This is a genomic window from Paracoccus sp. PAMC 22219 (assembly GCF_000787695.1).
In the GTDB taxonomy this organism is placed as follows: Bacteria; Pseudomonadota; Alphaproteobacteria; order Rhodobacterales; family Rhodobacteraceae; genus Paracoccus.
This window is the reverse complement of record NZ_BBPH01000023.1, coordinates 1-19,096: the sequence shown is the minus strand read 5'-3', so window position 1 is coordinate 19,096 and position 19,096 is coordinate 1. Positions and strand designations below refer to the sequence as shown.

General features: G+C 64.8%; 21 protein-coding genes, 2 tRNA genes and 1 pseudogene. 4 read left to right on the top strand and 20 right to left on the bottom strand.

The genetic code is table 11. The annotated features are described in order from the left end of the window. Positions 1–9: 9 nt before the first annotated feature. From TY51_RS04275 to tig, 16 genes and pseudogenes are all read right to left on the bottom strand, one after another. Positions 10–1,536 carry a phage major capsid protein gene (locus tag TY51_RS04275; RefSeq protein WP_042246305.1) on the bottom strand — a complete coding sequence of 509 codons (1,527 nt, stop codon included), beginning with the start codon at positions 1,534–1,536 and terminating at the stop codon, positions 10–12. Beyond that, the gene (locus TY51_RS04270; RefSeq protein WP_042246303.1) at positions 1,533–1,925 is read right to left on the bottom strand and encodes a hypothetical protein; all 393 of its coding nucleotides are present in this window, start codon (positions 1,923–1,925) and stop codon (positions 1,533–1,535) included. The genes TY51_RS04275 and TY51_RS04270 overlap by 4 nt, the downstream gene beginning before the upstream one ends. Further along, positions 1,912–2,109, bottom strand: coding sequence for a hypothetical protein (locus TY51_RS21655; RefSeq protein WP_156117872.1), 198 nt, complete (start codon positions 2,107–2,109; stop codon positions 1,912–1,914). The genes TY51_RS04270 and TY51_RS21655 overlap by 14 nt, the downstream gene beginning before the upstream one ends. Continuing rightward, positions 2,106–3,269, bottom strand: coding sequence for a phage portal protein (locus tag TY51_RS04265; protein WP_042246300.1), 1,164 nt, complete (start codon positions 3,267–3,269; stop codon positions 2,106–2,108). Before TY51_RS04265 ends, TY51_RS21655 begins: the two co-directional genes overlap by 4 nt. A 71-nt stretch (positions 3,270–3,340) precedes the next feature. Further along, positions 3,341–3,592, bottom strand: coding sequence for an AlpA family transcriptional regulator (locus tag TY51_RS20785; protein ID WP_081994700.1), 252 nt, complete (start codon positions 3,590–3,592; stop codon positions 3,341–3,343). A 431-nt stretch (positions 3,593–4,023) separates the two neighbouring features. Next, positions 4,024–4,323 carry a hypothetical protein gene (locus TY51_RS04255; RefSeq protein ID WP_042246295.1) on the bottom strand — a complete coding sequence of 100 codons (300 nt, stop codon included), beginning with the start codon at positions 4,321–4,323 and terminating at the stop codon, positions 4,024–4,026. 161 nt (positions 4,324–4,484) lie between these two features. After that, positions 4,485–5,624, bottom strand: coding sequence for an AAA family ATPase (locus TY51_RS04250; RefSeq protein WP_231558904.1), 1,140 nt, complete (start codon positions 5,622–5,624; stop codon positions 4,485–4,487). Beyond that, complete coding sequence (locus TY51_RS04245) at positions 5,618–5,983, bottom strand: hypothetical protein (RefSeq protein ID WP_042246292.1); 366 nt, start codon at positions 5,981–5,983, stop codon at positions 5,618–5,620. Before TY51_RS04245 ends, TY51_RS04250 begins: the two co-directional genes overlap by 7 nt. Before the next feature lie 9 nt (positions 5,984–5,992). Beyond that, the gene (locus TY51_RS04240; protein ID WP_042246290.1) at positions 5,993–6,175 is read right to left on the bottom strand and encodes an AlpA family transcriptional regulator; all 183 of its coding nucleotides are present in this window, start codon (positions 6,173–6,175) and stop codon (positions 5,993–5,995) included. A gap of 123 nt (positions 6,176–6,298) precedes the next feature. Further along, a complete protein-coding gene (locus TY51_RS21650; RefSeq protein WP_156117871.1) occupies positions 6,299–7,060 on the bottom strand; it encodes a hypothetical protein in 762 nt (253 codons plus the stop codon). Further along, a pseudogene (locus tag TY51_RS23150) lies at positions 7,047–8,182 on the bottom strand (tyrosine-type recombinase/integrase); the annotation flags it as partial. The gene TY51_RS21650 and the pseudogene TY51_RS23150, both read right to left, overlap by 14 nt. A 354-nt stretch (positions 8,183–8,536) precedes the next feature. Then, positions 8,537–8,611, bottom strand: a tRNA-Val gene (locus tag TY51_RS04230). A gap of 49 nt (positions 8,612–8,660) precedes the next feature. After that, entirely contained in the window at positions 8,661–9,203 is a 543-nt protein-coding gene (locus tag TY51_RS04225) for a histidine phosphatase family protein (RefSeq protein WP_052649769.1), read from the bottom strand. An 18-nt stretch (positions 9,204–9,221) separates the two neighbouring features. Next, a tRNA-Gly gene (locus TY51_RS04220) sits at positions 9,222–9,295 on the bottom strand. Between the two features lie 42 nt (positions 9,296–9,337). Further along, positions 9,338–9,757, bottom strand: a complete 420-nt coding sequence (locus TY51_RS04215) for a DUF1489 family protein (protein WP_042246283.1) — start codon at positions 9,755–9,757, stop codon at positions 9,338–9,340. 97 nt (positions 9,758–9,854) lie between these two features. Further along, the gene (gene tig, locus TY51_RS04210) at positions 9,855–11,189 is read right to left on the bottom strand and encodes a trigger factor (RefSeq protein WP_042246355.1); all 1,335 of its coding nucleotides are present in this window, start codon (positions 11,187–11,189) and stop codon (positions 9,855–9,857) included. 156 nt (positions 11,190–11,345) lie between these two features. Between tig and selD the strand changes: the two genes are divergently transcribed. Then, entirely contained in the window at positions 11,346–12,425 is a 1,080-nt protein-coding gene (selD, locus tag TY51_RS04205) for a selenide, water dikinase SelD (protein ID WP_042246280.1), read from the top strand. On the opposite strand, the gene TY51_RS04200 is transcribed toward selD, so the two are convergent. From TY51_RS04200 to TY51_RS04185, 4 genes are read right to left on the bottom strand one after another with little or no spacing between them, the layout of a single operon-like run. After that, entirely contained in the window at positions 12,403–12,900 is a 498-nt protein-coding gene (locus TY51_RS04200; protein ID WP_052649760.1) for a phosphatase PAP2 family protein, read from the bottom strand. The two genes, selD and TY51_RS04200, sit on opposite strands and share 23 nt — an antisense overlap. Positions 12,901–12,903: 3 nt before the next feature. Next, on the bottom strand, positions 12,904–13,344 hold the full coding sequence (locus TY51_RS04195; RefSeq protein WP_156117870.1) for a c-type cytochrome: 441 nt from the start codon (positions 13,342–13,344) through the stop codon (positions 12,904–12,906). Positions 13,345–13,376: 32 nt separating this feature from the next. Continuing rightward, on the bottom strand, positions 13,377–14,042 hold the full coding sequence (locus TY51_RS04190; protein ID WP_042246274.1) for an ABC transporter ATP-binding protein: 666 nt from the start codon (positions 14,040–14,042) through the stop codon (positions 13,377–13,379). Next, entirely contained in the window at positions 14,035–15,330 is a 1,296-nt protein-coding gene (locus tag TY51_RS04185) for a lipoprotein-releasing ABC transporter permease subunit (RefSeq protein WP_042246269.1), read from the bottom strand. Before TY51_RS04185 ends, TY51_RS04190 begins: the two co-directional genes overlap by 8 nt. A gap of 134 nt (positions 15,331–15,464) precedes the next feature. Here TY51_RS04185 and radA point away from each other — a divergent pair, with 134 nt between their 5' ends. The 3 genes from radA to purF all read left to right on the top strand — a co-directional run bounded on the left by radA (position 15,465) and on the right by purF (position 19,073). Then, positions 15,465–16,829 (top strand): DNA repair protein RadA, encoded by a 1,365-nt coding sequence (gene radA / locus TY51_RS04180; RefSeq protein ID WP_042246266.1) that lies wholly within the window; start codon positions 15,465–15,467, stop codon positions 16,827–16,829. Positions 16,830–16,871: 42 nt separating this feature from the next. Then, the gene (locus TY51_RS04175; RefSeq protein ID WP_042246264.1) at positions 16,872–17,465 is read left to right on the top strand and encodes a CvpA family protein; all 594 of its coding nucleotides are present in this window, start codon (positions 16,872–16,874) and stop codon (positions 17,463–17,465) included. 117 nt (positions 17,466–17,582) lie between these two features. Then, positions 17,583–19,073, top strand: a complete 1,491-nt coding sequence (gene purF / locus TY51_RS04170) for an amidophosphoribosyltransferase (RefSeq protein ID WP_042246261.1) — start codon at positions 17,583–17,585, stop codon at positions 19,071–19,073. The last annotated feature ends 23 nt before the right edge of the window (positions 19,074–19,096 follow it).

The following is a 19,096-nucleotide window of genomic DNA, read 5'->3' as shown; positions in this document are numbered from 1 at the left end:
TCATGCTCCTCAGCTGGTGGACATACGAAGTTTGCGGAAGCGGGCGGGCTGCAGCACGGCACCGCCGACGCGCCGGGTGGCGTGAATGCGGGTGATGCGCTCGCGGGCGCGGCTGTAAGGATCGACCAGGATCGACATGCTCAGGCGATCCACGATCCGGTAGGCCGAAAAGTCGCCGTAGACGATCGGGTGCTGGTTGGCCGCGATGTCCTCCAGGTCCACCATCTCGATGACGGGGCGGCCCAGGATCGTCTCGGGCTGACCGGCCTGCAGCGAGGTCTGCCAGATGTACTGGCCCTGCGTGTCCTTCAGCGTGCGCAGGATGCCCAGGGTGGTGCCGTTCATGGCCCATGCACCGCGCGACCGGTAAGCCTGCGGCAGCGAGTACATCAGCCGGATCAGGGCATCGGTGGACAGGTTGGCGGCGTGGCCGTTGGCAACCTCGGGGATGGCAGTGTTGACCATCACGCCCTCGGGCATCTTGACGCCCGTGCCCCACAGGAACGCCTCGGCCTCTTTCTTGCCGAAGTCCTCGGCCAGCGCGGTGCGGACCTCGGTTTCTGCGATCGGCGCGTCCTGCAGCAGGCGGTTGGAGATGTCCACGAAGGTCGCCAGCTCATGCACCTCGACCTCTTTCTGGCCGAACGTGATGGTGCTTTCGTTGTGCGGCTCCATTTCACCGACCCATTGGGCGTTGGTGATGTCGCCGCGGGTCGGGAAGATCACGCTGTCAGCGCCGGTATTGCGCACGCTCGCATAGCTGCGGATCGGGCTGTATTCGATCAGGTCACGAATGACCTCGGTGGACATCTCCGGGGGTGCCAGGAAACCGCCCTGCGTGTCGCTGGTGACGTTGAGGGCCTTGCGATCCTCCTCGGCCATCTTGTCGCCATGGCGCAGGTAGGCGGCGAAGGCTTTGCGCTCCTCGGTCGGCTCGGCCTTGCCCTCGGTCGTGCCCTGGTGGCGGTTGGCTTTCGCCTCCAGCTTGTCCAGGCGCGCGACCAGTGCCGACGTATCGGCTTTCTGTTCCATGGCGGTCATCTTGGCTTCGAGGGCCGCGATGTCCGGGGTTTCGTTAGTGTCCGTCATGTCGTGTTCCTTTACGGAGGTGATGCGCGCGCCGGGGTGTGCGCCCACGGCCACCACGCTGATTTCCAGAAGATCGAGGGCAGAGATGGTGCGGCCGCGGGTGCCGCGGCGGGGCATTGCCTTGGTCGATGCAAAGCCGATGGATAGACCCGACAAGGCCCGTTCCCGGATCAGGGCATGGACCTCGCGTGCGCGGGGCAAATCCGCGATCAGCAGGCGACCTTTGACCTGCAGGCCGGCGTCGGTTTCGATGATCTCATCCCACACGCCCACGGCTTCGCGCTGCTCGTGAAAGGCCAGCATTGGGATAGGGGCCTTCGCGGTGGCGAAAGCGCCCTTCTCGATCATGTCGCCCACGCGGTCGGGGCTGCCGAACGGCCATGCAAGGCCCTCGATGTGGCCCGCCTCGTCCACGGTGAAATTGGCTTTGACCTCGATCTTGCTCATGCCGGGTTCCCCCGGAAGGCAGCGCGGTTGGCTGCGAAGCTGTCCACCTGCTGCTGGACCCACATGGAGCTGGTCAGCAAGCGCAGGGCGTTGGTGTGATTGAACGGGACCGGGTGCCCGTCCTCCACGATGTGCCAGCCCAGGATGCAGCGGGCGAGGCTGTTGAGCCGGGCTTTCTCACGGGCCACAGCGGGCACGCGCCCGTTCTCGTCCATGGCCTCGGCCATCTCGTCCGTCAGCGCCAGGCGTGCGCGGTGCTGAGTTGCGCTGTCCGGACCTGCGATGCGCAGCGTAATGCCGATCAGCTCGCCAGTGACAGGATCGGCCAGCTCGAAATCGCGGCCGCGGTCCTGATCCTGCGCGTCGGCCAGGATGTCATTCAGCTGCATGGATCACCTGCACGGCGGTGCCCGAGTCCACGAAGATCACCGGAATGCCGGGGAAGGCCGTTTCGACTTGGCTGCGCACTGCCTGTGCCGGCCAATTGTGGGCAAAGGGGGTCATATGAACCACCACGGCCAGCGGCTTGCCCTGCGATGCGATCGGTTCAAAGGATGCGTTCTCGGTGCTCATGCTTGGGTCTCTCCGCCTGTCGGGGCCGTGGTGATGTTGGGATTCAGGAACTGGTCGCCACCTGCGCGCGGCGGCAGGCCAAGCCATGCCCGGCCCTCGTTCGGGTTCAGGGTCTGGCTGGCGATCAGGGAATTGATGACGGTGGCACGGGTCGCCAGATCGGCGCGGGTCAGGTCGTCACGATCGAAGCGGACCACGTAGCGGCCTCGCTCCTCATCGGTGAAAAGGGCCCGGTTCAGCGCGCCTTCTAAAGCTCTCAGCCACGGCTCTAAGCAGTAGGACAGGAACTCCCGGCCTTTCTGTTCGCTGTTGGACCAGGTGGCGCGGCTCAAGTCACCGATCATCGGGGCGGGGATGTTGAACGCGCGCGCGATTTCCTCGATCTGGAAACGGCGGTTCTCAAGGAACTGGCTGTCGGTGCTGGTCATCGCCAGGGGCGTGAAGGTGGCGCCGTCATAGAGGATGGCGGTCTGGCCGCCGGTATCCTCGCCCTCATGGGTCTGGCGCCACGCGGCACGGGCCTTGCTGACTGCATCCTGGGCCATGCCCTTGGCAAAGCTCAGGACGCCTGAGGGGCGTCCGCCACGGGTGAACAGCCGGGCTGCGTGGCGATCCATGGCGACAGCGATAGCGATGGCCTCACGGGCTAGGTTGAGGGGCGACCGATAAAGCGGCGGCATCAGGTGGATCACGTCACGGGCGGGGATGCGTCGATCGCCCAAACGGTAGACCCGCTCCAGCGTGTCGTTGTCCGCGTCAAAGGTCAGCACGCCCTGGCGGTAGCTGATGACCTCGATCAGCCTGCCATCGACACGGTTCACATGGGCCATTCCGCCGGCATCGGACACCAGCGCGTCGATCATGATCTGGCGGATCAGCTCAAAGCCTGACGTCCAGTCGTTGGCATCACCACGCAGCAGGGTCAGCGCCGGATGATCGGTCACCTCGACCTCTGTCCCGCCGTCGATGTATTTCACATGCACGTCGAGCGTCGCGACAGCCTCAGAGATCAGCTGGATCGCATTGGCGACCGCGGGCACCTTCAGCGCCTCCAGGACGCTGATCGAGATGCCGCTGGCGGTCGGGGTGATGCCCAGAATTGCCTCAAGCGCCGGGTCGGGCGAGGCGAGGGACTTGCGAGAGAAGGGCCAAAGTTTCATGGCCCCACGATACAGGGGCGAAAGCTATCGCGTCAGATGGCAGAAGCTAGTAAAGCCTTGCAAGTAATGACTTAATCTTGACGCTTGGACCGTTGCCAGCTTCGCAGCTCGCTCTGGAAAGCGCAATAGCTCCGAGTGCCGGGCGGTTGATAAATTGGCACTTCAGGATGACGCGCCCACCGCCGCGCCGTGTCTTGGCTCACGCCCAGGAAGGCAGCGATGCTGGGCAGCCCCCACAGCTTGCCCTTCACAGGCGTCTCCAGCAGCGCATCGAGGCGCCAGCGGTCGATCGGCGGGGCGTCATGCAGCGGTTGTTCACTCATCCGAAAATCTCCAATTCGGTCATATCTTGCGCGAAGCCCCACACGCCGGTCTCCGCCTTAGGGGCAAAATTCTAGACCACCCCCCGGCCAATTCTGTGAGATACTCAAGCTGAGGCGTGATTCTTTTGGGGGTGATTTTATGGTTACTGATGCAGATGAATTAGCGGCTTCCCTCATGGGACTCAGCTTAGAAAGAACAGATTGGATCTCGGATTTCGTCGCTAACGCGAGCTTCGCCGAGGGAAAACTATTGGGGTTCGAAATGAAACCTCTCCACCAAAACCTTACCGTTGAGCAGTTCGAGCGCTTCTTGGAAGAAATTGAGAGAAGCGTCTCCCTCGGACCGGAAGGTGGCCCGATTATGTTACCCAACAAAACTATGGTGTTTGGTGTGTGCAGAGATAACACCGGAACTTACTGCACACCCTAGTTCACTCATCGGACACCTCACGGCCCGATAGCACTGCATAGGCCTCAGCAGCCTTGCGGGTGATCGCGCGCTTCATCACGGGGTCTTCGAACGTCACGCGAATATCGACGCTGCGATGCGTCTTGCCAGACGGGCCTTTGGCTTTCACCACACTGTCGGGGCCTTCGGTCAGCACGCAGCCGACGATCCTTATCCCGTTCATGAACAGGTCGAACGCTGCCAAGAGGCGATTGCCCTGCATGTTCACTGCGCCATCTATGACGGTCATCTTGCTGATGGTGATGTCTTGGTTGGTGGTCATTGGTGTCGGCCTCTCTTTGGGTTGGTGCCGCGCCCCAAGGGCGGCTTCCAACCTCAGGGGGTATGGGGGTTGGAAGGAACAGGGGTTGGAAGGGGGTTGGCACATGGTTGGCACGGGGATCGGAAGCGGTTGGAAATTGGGATTGGAAGGGGGTTGGAAGGTCATTCTGCCTCCACGAGATACGATCGCCGCTTAGACGCAGGGCCGTCCTCAACCACTCTGATTTTTCCTTCGCCCAGCAGTTTCTCCATTGCGGACCGGAAGGCGAACTTACTGATCCCCTCAGCATCTGGATGTGCCTTGAAAACAGATGGGGCATAGGTTTGGCCGCCTCCGGTATTCACCCTGCGCCCTTGTTCTGTCAGCATACGCAACAGCTTCAAAAACACGCGCTCAGCCTTGGCTGTGGAGGCCATGCGGTCGAGGCCCGTCTCCCTCCCGTCAGGGACGAACACGCCCTCTTTCCAGGTCATGGTGATCTCGCCACCTGTGCGGCCATAGTTGGCCTTCATGGTTCGCAGCACGCGGGCGTCAGGGTTGGCCTCGTAGGCGTCCTGCACTATCCGCTCCAGATACAGCCGCGACCGAACGCTGTTGTTCCAGCCAGTCGATCCGCTGGTGCCGCTGCCACTGCTCAGACCCGACAGTGACGGATGCGCCAGCAGGATCACTGCGCAGCTATGACGAATAGCCCAGCCCCGCAGCAGCCCGATGAACTGCCGCGCCTGCGCCCGATCGTTTTCGTTGCCAGGGAACAGATCTGCCAACGTGTCCAAGACGATCAGGGCCGGCTTGTCCGCGGCTATACGGGCCTCGATCTCGGCGTAGAGGGGCGTTGGCGTCAGCACGCCCGATGATCGATCCAGCACGGCTAGCAGTGCGTCCTCACCGGCCAAGCTGCGTAAGGTCAGCCGCTCCAGGTCGAGGAACCGCATGCCAGTAGCTCGCACGATGTCTGCAGTACGACGGTGTAGCTCGTCCTTGTCATCCTCGGCGCTGATGAACATGACAGAACCGCTCACGGTCTGGTAGCCTAGCCACCGACAGCCCGTCGCAATCGCAAATGCCAACTGAAGGGCCAGAAGCGACTTTCCTGTTCCACCATCGCCGCCCAGCAAAGTGACGGTTCCGCTCGGTACTAGATCCTGAACAGCCCATTCGCGAGACTTGATCGGCGCACCGTCCAAGCTAGAGGCTGCGAAGAACTGAGATTTGCGAGCCGGCACGTCATCGATGTATGGATTGCTGTGACGCGCCCGCTCCACATCCATTGCCTGGTAATAGTCGACTGCCGTCAGCATGCGTCTTCCCGCCGCCGGATATAGCACAAGAAGGCATCGCGATCGGCTTCACTGAGGCGGGCGTAGCTGGCAAGGCAGTATGCTTTGCGCTCGGCTCTGCTCGCCCTATCAGCCCAAAACGCAGCCTCCTCCATGATGCTCCCGAACAAGACGATCGGCATCCCGGCGCGCAGAAAGTCGTGCGCATCTTCCAAAACATCCAGTCGATCATCGGGCTCGAATTGCACGAGGGCATCGCTAAAACGCCTTGCCGTCGCAGGGTCTCTACGGATATACTCGTCGCAATCCAGCCCGGATTGCATATCGACCTCGGTAGCGCCTGACCGCGCTCCGGGGTCATTCCATGTCTGGTCATTCATGGTCACACCTCATGCAGCCACCGGCCGGGAATCCAACCAAGCGGCAATATCGGTTTCCTTCCACCCGACCGCTTTTTGCGTCAGGCGGATCGGACGCGGGAATTGCCCGGCGTCCATCATGCGGTAAATGGTGGACCGGCTAAGGCCGGTTAGATCCTCGACTTCGGTGCGGCGGATATATCGGCTTGCCATCGGGGTATCCCTGCGCTGTTTTGTGAACATGCAGGAAAGATGACTGCTTCAGGAACTAACGGGAATGGCACCAAAACTGCCTAAATCCTGAAAGCACTATTGTCTGCCATTCTGTCGCAATATTTAAGACTTTTGGCGCATTTTTCCTTGCAGCTGTCGCATTGCTCTCTGAACCGTCCGCACCGCGACAGTTTCGCCTATCTCGCCACTCACCCTTTCGGTGATCTCTTTCCAAGAGCAAGACTTCCCATCAGGATAGTGTTTTCGCAGTGCACTTTCGACACGAGGGATAAGAGGTGGCCGCCCCCTAGAACCTCCTCCAGCCTCAATCCCAAGGGCTGGAAGGCACTGCTCGGCAGAAAAACTCTCCTTCACGCACAATGCCCAGCCATCGAAGGGGAGGAGATATTTAGCGGTTTGTTTGACCCAGATGTCACCTTTACCCAACTGTTCTGCAGAAAATCCACGCAAGTCCGGAATATCAACCATCCAGTCATTACTATCAATGAAGGCATAGTGCCGGCCCCGCATGCGTTGAAACGTAAAAGCAATTATATCGTCTGCCGCACTTGTAATAAGTGGAATATTGTCTTTGCCATGGTGGACAGGATTTAAAGAAAATACGATCCAGCTAGGGACGATCACATTGCCAAGAGGGGAAGCTATCCGAATTGGCATCTTGAGTTCGTAGATACTGCTGATAACTCGTGCAGCTATTGCGAACTCCATTGATCCTCGCCAAACCCTTCTCAAAATATCCGCGTGCTGATATTTCCCTGCGCGTAGGAAAATTTCTTCTTCGCGATCATCTAGATGTTCAGCGCTTAGGTCTTCCACCTCATCGATAAGATCGTCGAAGTGACGGTATCCCTCAGGAGCAAACATTATTGGTTCCTCTTGTGGAGGCGCTCTCCTGCGCCAAATAAGCTGCCCAAGTCTCGCCCAGCTCCCGACGCTTCTCCATCAGCTCGGATCGTGCATAGGCTGCCTCGGCCTTGTCCTTGATAGTGTGCGCCAGCGCTGCCTCTGCCACCTCGCGCGGGAAGCTGGTCTTTTCCTGCGTCCAGGTGCGGAACGATGTCCGGAAGCCGTGAATGTCGACGTCGTAGCCGTTCTCTCGCACTAGCTTCAGCAGCGTCGCGTCCGAAAGGGGCTTGCCAGTCACCGTGCCGGGGAAGATCAGCGCATCGGGATCCTCGCAGTCGGATACCTCCTGCGCCGCATGCAGGATCGATACCGCGGCCGCTGACAGTGGCACGCTGTGGGCTTTCTTCGCTTTCATCACAGATGCCGGCCTGGTCCAAATGGGCCCACCCTCGGCCTTCCAGTCGATCTGGCTCCATCGGGCTAGTCTGACCTCTCCAGACCTGCTGGCGGTCAGCACAAGCAGCCGGAAGGCCAGCTTGGTTGACACCCCTGCCCCGCTCTGGTCGATCGCCGCTATACAGTCGGCCACGTCGGAATAGGCCAAGGCCTTTCGATGGGCCTTCGCCTGCTTGTCTTTCGGTAGCGCCTGGGCGATCGCCACAGATGGGTCGTCCTGCCGCCACCCCTTCGCCACGGCCCACTTCATGACCATGCCGATACGCTGCTTGACCCGCCGGGCCGTCTCGCGCTTCTCGTTCCAGATTGGCGCCAGCACCGCCAGCACGTCGCTGGTCGAGACATCCCCGACCTCGTCGTGCCGATCCTCGGGAACGCGTAGCTCTCCAAGGTGCTGATGAACTGCGCCGCGTGCTTCTCGTTGCGCCAAGTCGGCGTGTGCAGCTTGTGCACCGTCCGGGCGGCTTCCTCGAATGTCGGGACCGCCTCGGCCTCCTTGCGGGCCTGCAGTGGATCCACGCCATCCCGTACTAGTCGCTTGTTCTCCAGTGCCACCTCGCGGGCACGCGCCAGCGTCACCACTGGCGGGCTGCCAAGCCCAAGCTCTCGCCTGCGTCCATGCACGATGATACGCTGCATCCACGACCGCGCGCCGCTGGGCTTCACCAGCAGATAGAGCCCCAAGCCCCCGCCGTCGTGATACTTGCCCGGCGCCAGTGGCGCGCGGATCTGCACGGCGGTCAGCTTCACCAACTTCCGGGTTGTGGTTTCCTGCAATCGCCCCCCCAAACGTCCCCCCAGGACATTCGCGATGGTACGGGACATTGCGGGAACGCGCAAGAATGTAAATCCGCGCATCACCCTGCAATTGCTGGCTATTTAGGAAGGACTGAGAACCCTTGGGAAGTGTCTTTTGCGGACACCCTCTCCGCCATTTTCATCGGCCTGTTTCGACAGTCGATGCGGCGACCCCCCATAAGTCAATCTGCTACCACCATGCGCTGGAAACACGCCGTTTTGCTGTCATGGGTTGCGCATTGGTGGCCCGTGAGAGATTCGAACTCCCGACCGGCCCGGTGTAAACGGGACGCTCTACCACTGAGCTAACGGGCCACGCTCGCCGCGCATAAAACCCAAACGGGGGGTGGTTGGCAAGGGCGGATCAGAGGTCATCCGGGTGCCGCATCACGGTTTCCACGCCATTACGGATCACGTGCACGCCCCCCTGGTGTATCACCCCCTCCGACAGCAATGTTGCATCGCGGCCCAGGGTCAGGCGGCGCAGCATGCGCAGGGTGATGCCGTGGGTCACGACCAGTGTGGGGCCGGTTAGATCGGCAAGAAAGGCACGGCACCGGGCCTCCAGCGCGGCAAAGCCCTCGCCGCCCGGACAGCGGTCGTACCATTCCAGATCATCGCCTTGAAACAGTGCCGAATGGCGGTCGCGCAGGTCGCGTTCCAGATGACCGGCGAAATCGCCCACGCAGATCTCGGACAGGCGCGGATCGTGCCGAAACCCGGTGCCAAAAACCACCCGCGCGGTCTGGTCGGCCCGCCCAAGCGGGCTGGAGACACGCGCCCCGTCGATGCCCCGCGTCAGGTGCGCCAGCCAACCGGCCTGACGCAAGCCGCGTTCGGACAGCGGGGAATCGGCGCGGCCCTGCAGGCGGCCTTCGATATTCCACACCGTCTCGCCATGTCGCATCAGATACAGATCGGGGAATGGAGCGGGTGAAGGGAATCGAACCCTCGTCGTAAGCTTGGGAAGCTTCTGCTCTACCATTGAGCTACACCCGCATCGACCGTTCGGATAGCCGCTGACCGCAGCCTCGTCAAGCCTCAGCGCAGGCCCATGTCGGCCAGCGCGGCGGCGATGGCCGGTGGCAGGGCCTCCTCCAGCGCGCGTCCCGCGGGCAGGTCGGGGGGCGCGTCCGCAGCGGCCAGATAGCGCCAGCCCTGGAACGGTCGGCGCGGCACCGCGGCCACGCGGACCAGGTCGCGGTCCAGCACGATCCCGCAGCGCTGGATGCCGTCTGCGCCCTCGACCCGCTCCAGCGCCAAGATGCGCTGGCGAGCCATCATGACGCCCTTGAAGACCCAGAAGATCGACCCGCCTTCCAGCAGCTCGGCCTCGCGCTTGGGCCACATACGGGTCACGTGACGCGCCGGGCCGGACCCGAACCGGGTCTGCCACGCGGCCAGCTCGTCGGGGCCTTCGGCGCCCACGCACAGTTTCATCAGATGGAGGCTTGTCGTCATGGCGATCACCTAGTCTCGCCCGCCCCGTCCATCAAGCCCCGAACGCAAAAGGGCCGCATCCGAAGATGCGGCCCCCTGCCCGGTCAATCGACCGAAATCACAGCTCGTCCAGCGCCTCGACGGCCTTTTCCAGCTCTGCCTTGGTCACGGTCTTTTCCTCGACCTTGGCCTGCTCGGCGATCAGGTCGACGACCTTGTCCTCGAAGATCGGCGCGCGCAGCTGCTGCTGGGCGGCCTGGTTCGACTGGATGAACTCGAAGAACTGGCGTTCCTGGCCCGGATACTGACGGGCGGCGCGCAGAACGGCCTGGGTCATCTCCTGGTCGGTCACGGTCACCTCGGCCTTCTGGCCGATCTCGGCCAGCAGCAGGCCAAGACGCACGCGGCGCTCGGCCAGGGACTTGTGCTCTTCGGTCGGCTCGATGGCATCGTGATTGTGGCCCTGAACCTCGGGGTTCTCCTCGTGCCACAGCTGGTGAGCGATCTGGGCGGCCTCGGCCTCGACCAGCGACTTGGGCAGGTCGAACTTGACCACCGCATCCAGCTGATCCAGCAGCGAACGCTTCATGATCGCACGCGCGGCGCCGGCATACTCTGCCTCCAGCCGCTCGCTGATCTGCTTCTTCAGACCGTCCAGGTCGTCGGCGCCGAACTTCTTGGCCAGCTCGTCGTCGATCTCGGCCTCTTTCGGGGCTTTGACGGCCTTGATGGTGCATTCGAAGGTGGCGTCCTTGCCGGCAAGGTGGGGCGCGCCGTATTCCTCGGGGAACTTAACCTCGACCTTGACCTCTTCACCGGCCTTCACGCCGACCAGCTGATCCTCGAAACCGGGGATGAAGCTGTTCGAGCCCAGGACCAGCGGATAGTCCTCGGCCGCGCCGCCTTCAAACGCTTCGCCGTCCACGAAACCCTTGAAGTCGATGGTGACCTGGTCACCATCCTTGGCCTTGGTGCCCTTCTTGCGGTCCTCGAAGGACTGCGAAGACTTGGCCAGGTTCTCCAGCGCCTCGGTGACGGCGGCGTCCTCGGCGGGCACGGTCAGCTTTTCCAGCGACAGCGCGGTCAGGTCGACCTCGGGGATCGCGGGCAGCGTCTCGTAGGTCACGTTGACCACGACGTCGTTGCCCTCTTTCCAGGTCTCGCCATTCTCCATCTCGACCTTGGGCTGGGCGGCGGGGCGATCGCCCGACTGCTCCAGGTGTTCCTTCAGCGCGCCGTCGATGGCGTCCTGCATCGCCTCGCCCAGGATGCGGGGGCCGAACTGCTTCTTCAGCATCGCCATGGGCACCTTGCCCTTGCGAAAGCCCTTCATCTCGACTTCCGGCTGAGCTTCTTTCAGCTTGGCGTCGACGGCTTTGGCCAGGTCTGCTGCGGGCAGCGTGAACTGATACCCGCGCTGAAGACCGTCGTTCTGCGTTTCCTTGACCTGCATCATCGTCCTCATAGAAAGAAGGGCCACCGATCCGGCGGCCTGAAAATTTGAGCCGTTCTAGTCGTCGTGCCGCTGACCTGCAAGCAGATTGCAGTCACCGGGCGCTGGAACATCCCCGCGGCCGCGCTATGCTGCCCCCAACCGACAGGAGACCCCATGACCGCCACCGATATGCAAGAACCGCGCCTGACATCCCTGGCCCATGGCGGCGGCTGCGGCTGCAAGATCGCGCCGGGCGTCCTGTCGAGCCTGCTGCGCGGCAGCGCCGCCCTGCCCGTCCCGCCCGAACTGCTGGTGGGCATCGAAACCTCGGACGACGCCGCCGTCTATCGGCTGAACGACCGCCAGGCGCTGGTGGCGACGACCGACTTCTTCATGCCCGTGGTCGACGACCCGCATGATTTCGGCCGCATCGCCGCGACCAACGCGATCAGCGACGTCTATGCGATGGGGGCGACGCCCATCCTGGCGCTGGCGGTGGTGGGCATGCCCATCAACGCCATTTCCCACGCGACCATCGCGGCGATCCTGGATGGCGGCGCCTCCATCTGTCGCGAGGCGGGGATTCCCATCGCCGGCGGCCACACCATCGATTCGGTCGAACCGATCTATGGCCTTGTGGCGCTTGGCCTGATCGACCCGTCCCTGCTGAAACGCAACGCCGACGCGCAACCCGGCGATCTGCTGGTGCTGGGCAAGCCCCTTGGCGTGGGCGTCATGTCGGCCGCGCTGAAAAAGGGCCAGCTGGACGCCGACGGCTATGCCCGCATGATTGAGGTCACGACCAAGCTGAACCGCCCCGGACCCGACCTTGCCGCCATCGACGGCGTCCATGCGATGACCGATGTCACAGGCTTCGGTCTGGGCGGTCACGGGCTGGAGATGGCGCGCGGATCGGGCTGCGATCTGATGATCGACTGGTCGTCGGTGCCGCGTCTGCCCGGCATCGACGCTTTGATCGCCGCGGGCCACGTGACCGGCGCGTCGGGCCGCAACTGGACCAGCTATGGCGAGGGCGTGGCCCTGCCGCAGGGGTTCGGCGATTCCGACCGCGCCCTGCTGACCGATCCGCAGACCAGCGGCGGTCTGATGGTCGCCTGCGCGCCGGATGCGCTGGACGCGGTGCGTGCGGCCTTTGCGCGCCACGGTTTCGCGGATGCCGCCGTCATCGGCGAGGTCGCCCGCGGACCGCCGCCCCGCGCGTGGTGCTGCGCTAGAACCGCAGGCCGAAACTGATCGCGGCCCCTTCGGACCCGATCCCAAAGCTGGCCGCGCCAAAGCTGATCCCGATCAGCGCGCCGGCCAGCGCCTGTTCGGGCGTGTGTTCGCCCGCCTGCACCCGGCTGAAGGCCGTCAGCCCCGCCGCACCATAGGCCGCGGCGCCCAGGGCCGGTTCGTCCTCCCAGCATTTGCCGGCAAGGTCCGCGGCCCCAAAGCCTGCGGCGGCGGAATGCCCGGATGGAAAGCCCCGCCCCTCTCCGGTCGGACGGGTGCCCAGGGCCGATCCGTCGAACACCGCCTTGAGGCCCAACACCACCGCCGCCTGCAGCACGCCGCGCACGGCGAAATCCTCCAGCCGGTCCTGATCGGCGGCGCAGACGGCAGCGGCCAGCGGCAGCGCGTATTTCATCGTGGTCCCGAACCGTTCCAGCCCGTCCGCACCTGCAGGCACGGCCAGCACGCAGGCCAGCCCGACAATCGCCGCGCGCACGGCTTACTGCTGCAGGGTCTGAAGATAATCGGCCAAAGCCACCAGCCGCGCGGGCGTGGCGACGCGCTGACCGGACCCGTCGTCATACATGACCACCGGACCCTCGCGCAGGACGTCGAACACCGGCATGTGCGATTCGCTGCGACCCATGGTGTAGCCTACCAGCTGGCCCATGACGCGAGTCTTGGGGAACACCCCGCCATCCTGCGCGGCCAGCATCGTCAGGTCCGCGGGCGCGGGCATCATGCCCACCGCGGCGGGCCCGTTGCCGCGCCCGGCCGGCCCGTGACAGGCGGCGCAGTAATCGGCGTAATCGCGCGCCGCACCCGTGGGCTGCGCCTCTGGTGCGCAGGCTGCCACCAGCCCCGCCAGCGCCAGCCCCGTCACCCCTGCCATCATCACTGCCCGCATCGCCTGTGCCCCCGTTCTGTTGTCGTTGCGCACAGCATGCACCCCCGCGCGGGGCGGCGCAACGATCAGGCGGCGGTCAGGCGCACCACGCGGTCCATCCGCGCGGCCAAGGCATGGTTGTGCGTGGCGATCAGCGCCGACAGCCCGGTGTCGCGCACCAGCCCCATCAGCACGTCGAACACCCGGTCCGACGTCTCCGGGTCCAGGTTCCCCGTGGGTTCGTCCGCCAGCAGCAGCGCCGGCTGGTTCGCCAGCGCCCGGCAGAACGCGACCCGCTGCTGTTCGCCGCCCGACATCTGCGCGGGGCGGTGATCGGCGCGATGCGCCAGGCCCACGCGGTCCAGCAGGTCCGCCGCCCGCGCCTGCGCGTCGCGCGGCGTCACGCCATTGGCCAGCTGCGGCAGGACGATGTTCTCGGCCGCGCTGAATTCGGGCAGCAGGTGGTGGAACTGATAGACAAAGCCCAGCTCCTGCCGCCGCGCCTCGGTCCGCGCGCGGTCCGGCAGGCCGGTCATGTCCCGACCCGCCAACCACACCCGCCCGGTATCGGGCGTGTCCAGCAGCCCCGCGATGTGCAGCAGCGTCGATTTCCCGGCCCCCGAGGGGGCCACCAGCGCCACGACCTCTCCGCGCGCGACGCTCAGGTCCAGGCCGTCCAGCACCGTCACCGGCGCGGGGCCGTCCTTGGCATAGGTCTTGCCCACGCCCTCCAGCCGCAACACGTCACTCATAGCGCAGCGCCTCCACCGGGTTCATGCGCGCGGCGCGGCGCGCGGGGAAAATGGTTACGACAAAGGACAGCGTCAGCGACAGCGCCACCGCGCGGAAGATGTCCCAGGCCCGCAGATCGGCGGGCAGGCGATAGATGCCGCGCACCTCGGGCTGCCACGCGCCGCCCCCGGTCAGCGCGTTCAGCGCTGCCATGATGTTGTCGACGTTCAGCGCCAGCAATACGCCCAGCACCACCCCCGCGATCGTCCCGATGATCCCGGTGAACGCCCCGCACAGGAAGAAGACGCGCAGGATCGACCCCTCGGTCAGGCCCATCGTGCGCAGGATGCCGATGTCGCGGCCCTTGTTCTTGACCAGCATGATCAGGCCCGACGTGATGTTCATCGACGCGATCAGCACCAGCACCGACAGGATCACGAACATCACGTCATCCTCCATGTCCAGGGCCGACAGGAACGACCCCGAACTGTCGCGCCAGGACCAGGTCTGGGCGCCCTCTCCGGCGGCCTGCATCAGGGGCAGCGTCCATTCGTCCACGCGTTCGGGGTCGTCGACAAAGACCTCGATCTCGTCGGCGACGCCCTCGCGGTTGAAATAGGACTGCGCCTCGGCCAGGGGCATGTAGACGCGCGTGCGGTCGATGTCGTACCGCCCCGCGCTGAAGATATAGGTGACCTCATAAGCGTTCACCCGCGGCGTGGTGCCGATGGCGGTGCGCGCCCCTTCCGGGGCGATCAGGCGGATGCGGTCGCCCACGCCCACGCCCAGCTCCCGGGCGATGCCCGACCCGATGGCAATGCCCTGATCGAACCGCGCCAACTCGCCCTCGGACGTGGCGGGGTCGACGATGCGGGGCATCGCCTCCAGATCCGCCTGCGTCACGCCGAACACCTCGGCCACATTGGAGGAATCGTTGGCGCTGGCCATGACCTGGCCCTTGATGATCGCCGCGGTGCGGGTGACGCCCGGAACCTCGGCCAGCCGCGCGGCCATCGCCTCGTAATCGGTGATCCGCCCCGGCACGACATAGACGTCGTCGGTGAACTCGTTGGTGATCGTCTGGGGGCTGACATAGACCGTGGTATGCGCATTGGCGCCCAGGATCGTGTCCACGAACTCGGCCCGGAACCCCGCGCGCACGGCCAGCGTGGCGATCAGCGCCATCACGCCCAGGGCGATGCCGATCAGGCTGATCCAGGTCATGACGCTGACCCCGCCCTCGGCGCGCCGCGCCCGCAGGTATCGCCAGGCGATCATGAATTCGAAACGCGAAAAGCCTATCGCCATGGTCCAAGCCCCTGAATTTCCGCCCGGACCCTGCCCCCGCCACCCCCGGAATTCAAGCCGACAAAGGCGTGAATGCCTTGCATTCTCGCGAATACCCACCTTGCGACGCCCGTCCCTCGATGCGACATGGGGGCATGGCAAAAGCGACCACAGCCTTCACCTGCACCGCCTGCGGCGCCGCCCACAAGAAATGGGCCGGGCGCTGCGACGCCTGCGGCGCATGGAACACCATCATCGAGGAAGCGCCCCTGTCCCAGGGCCCCGGCCGCGGCCTGGGTGCCGCCAAGGGACAGGCCGTGCCCCTGTCGGGCCTGTCGACCAGCGAACCGCCGCCGCCGCGTTTCCTGTCGGGGATCGAGGAGCTGGACCGCGTGCTGGGCGGGGGCCTGGTGCCCGGTTCGGCGCTGCTGGTCGGCGGCGATCCGGGCATCGGCAAATCGACCATCCTGCTGCAGGCGGCGGCGGCCTTTTCGCGCGCCAACTATCAGGCGATCTATTTTTCCGGAGAGGAAGCCAGCGCCCAGGTCCGCATGCGTGCGGTCCGTCTGGGACTGGCCGACGCGCCGATGCGCCTTGGTGCGGAAACGAACCTTCGCAATATCCTGACCACGCTGGACGCCGAACGCCCCGACGTGGCGGTGATCGATTCGATCCAGACGCTGTGGTCCGACACGGTCGAGGCCGCGCCCGGCAGCGTGGCCCAGGTCCGCGCCGCCGCGCACGAGCTTGTGACCTTCGCCAAGAAACGCGGCGTCGCCGTGATCCTGGTGGGCCATGTCACCAAGGACGGTCAGATCGCCGGCCCCCGCGTGGTCGAGCACATGGTCGATTGCGTGCTGTATTTCGAAGGCGAACGCGGCCACCAGTTCCGCATCCTGCGCAGCGTCAAGAACCGCTTTGGCCCATCGGGCGAAATCGGCGTGTTCGAGATGACAGGCAGCGGCCTGGCCGAGGTCGCGAACCCCTCGGCCCTGTTCCTGTCGGAACGCGGACAGCCCATCGCCGGCAGCGCCGTGTTCGCGGGCATCGAGGGCACACGCCCCGTCCTGACGGAGGTTCAGGCCCTCGTCGCGCCATCGACGCTGGCCAGCCCCCGCCGCACGGTGGTGGGCCTGGACAGTGGTCGGGTCAGCACCATCCTGGCGGTCCTCGAGGCGCGCTGCGGCATCCCCTTTGCGGGGCTGGACGTGTTCCTCAATGTGGCGGGCGGCATGAAGGTTTCGGAACCGGCCGCCGACCTGGCCATCGCCGGCGCGCTTCTGTCGGCGCGCGAGGACAATCCCCTGCCCCCCGAGGCCGTGCTTTTCGGGGAAATCAGCCTGTCCGGCGCCCTGCGGCCCGTGTCGCAGACCGAAAACAGGTTGAAAGAGGCGCGGAAACTTGGTTTTTCACAGGCTATCCTGCCCGACGCCTCCAAGGTCGAGGGCCAGTCGGGAATGGCGCTTCGGCGCATCACCGATCTGACCGCATTTGTGGGCGAGGTCTTCGGCGCCGGCTGAACCGCCTGATACTGAACGACAACCGGCGCAAGGGGCGGTTTTATGGACGGATTTACGATCATTGATGCAGTGGTGGCGGCCGTCGTCATCCTGTCGGCCATTCTGGCATGGTCGCGCGGCTTCGTACGCGAATCGCTGGCGATCCTGGGCTGGATCGGGGCGGCCGTGCTGGCCTTCCTGTTCGCGCCGACGGTGCGGCCGATGGTGGCGCAGCTGCCGGTGCTGGACCGCTTCATGGGCGACAGCTGCGAACTGGCGACCATCGCGGCCTTTGCGGTCGTGTTTGCGCTGGCGCTGGTGATCTTCTCGATCATCACGCCGCTGTTCTCCTCGGTGGTGCAGCGCTCCGCCCTGGGCGGCGTGGATCAGGGCATGGGCTTCCTGTTCGGCGTGGCGCGCGGCATCCTGCTGGTGGCCATCGCCTTCATCGTCTACGACCGCGTGATGACCACCCAGGACGTCCCCATGGTCGAGAATTCGCGTTCGGCGCAGGTCTTCGAACGCATGCGCGGCCAGATGGACGACCAGATCCCCGCCGACGCGCCGGGCTGGATCGTGACCCGCTATGAGCAGATGGTCATGGGCTGCACCGCGACCGGCACCCCCGTGACGACCGAAGCGCCCGCCACGAACTGATCGTCCATGACAGGCAGATGACGAAAAAGCGCCCCCGCGGAACCGCGGGGGCGTGACTTTGTCGGCCACCGGCACTACATGTCCCCCACAGCACCACGACATATCGAGGCCCGCGCGATGCAACCTTTCATGGCCCATCCGTTCGATTCGGACCGTCTGCACGAAGAGTGCGGCATCTTCGGCGCGATCGGCGTGGTCGATGCCTCGAACTTCGTGGCCCTGGGGCTGCACGCGCTGCAGCACCGCGGACAGGAGGCGGGCGGGATCGTCGCCCACCATCCCGACTTCGGCTTCAACAGCGCCCACCGTTTCGGCTATGTCCGCGACAATTTCACCAAACCCGAACTGATGGCGACGCTGCCGGGCCAGCTGGCCATCGGCCATGTCCGCTATTCGACCGCCGGGACCAAGGCCAACACCGCGATCCGCGACGTGCAGCCCTTCTTCGGTGAATTCCACATGGGCGGCTGCGCGATCGCCCATAACGGCAACATCACGAACGCCGCCGCCCTGCGCCGCGAACTGATCGAGCGTGGATCGATCTTCCAGTCGTCGTCGGACAGCGAATGCATCATCCACCTGATGGCCCGGTCCATCCAGCGCAACATCCCGGAACGAATGAAGGACGCGCTGCGTCGGGTCGAGGGCGCGTTTTCGGTCATCGCCATGACCCGGACCAAGCTGATCGGCGTCCGCGACGCTCTGGGCGTGCGCCCGCTGGTGCTGGGCAAGGTGGGTGAGGACGGCTACGTCCTGGCCTCCGAGACCTGCGCGCTGGACATCATCGGCGCCGAGTTCCTGCGCGAGGTCGAGCCCGGAGAGATGGTCGTCATCTCCAAGGGCCAGATCGAATCGTCGCGCCCCTTTGGCCCGTCGACCGGTCGGTTCTGCATCTTCGAACACGTGTATTTCTCGCGCCCCGATTCGATCATCGGCGGGCGGTCCGTCTATGAGACCCGCCGCCAGATCGGCGTGGAACTGGCCCGCGAGGCGCCGGTTGAGGCCGACCTGGTCTGCCCGGTCCCGGACAGCGGAACGCCGGCCGCCATCGGCTATGCGCAGGAATCGGGCATTCCCTATGGAATGGGAATCATCCGCAACCAGTACATGGGCCGCACCTTCATCGAGCCGACCGACCAGATCCGGAACATGGGCGTCCGGCTGAAGCTGAACGTGAACCGCGCCCTGATCCGCGGCAAGCGGGTCGTGCTGGTCGACGACAGCGTGGTGCGTGGCACGACCAGCCGCAAGATCAAGGACATGATCATCGACGCGGGCGCGGCCGAGGTGCATTTCCGGATCGCCTCTCCGCCCACCGCCTGGCCGTGCTTCTATGGCGTCGACACGCCCGACCGCGACAAGTTGCTGGCGGCGAACATGTCGCCCGAACAGATGCGCGAATGGATCGGCGTGGACAGCCTGTCGTTCGTGTCGCTGGACGGGCTTTATCGGGCGGCGGGCGAGGCCGCGGGCCGCGACCCGCAGGCGCCACGCTATTGCGACGCCTGTTTTTCGGGCGACTATCCGGTGGCGCCCTTCGACCAGCTGGAGCGCGGCTTTCGCATGAAGGTCGGCTCTGAAACCGCGGTCAAGCAAGCCGCCGAGTGATTGCGTCCCGCGACGGCCGGGGG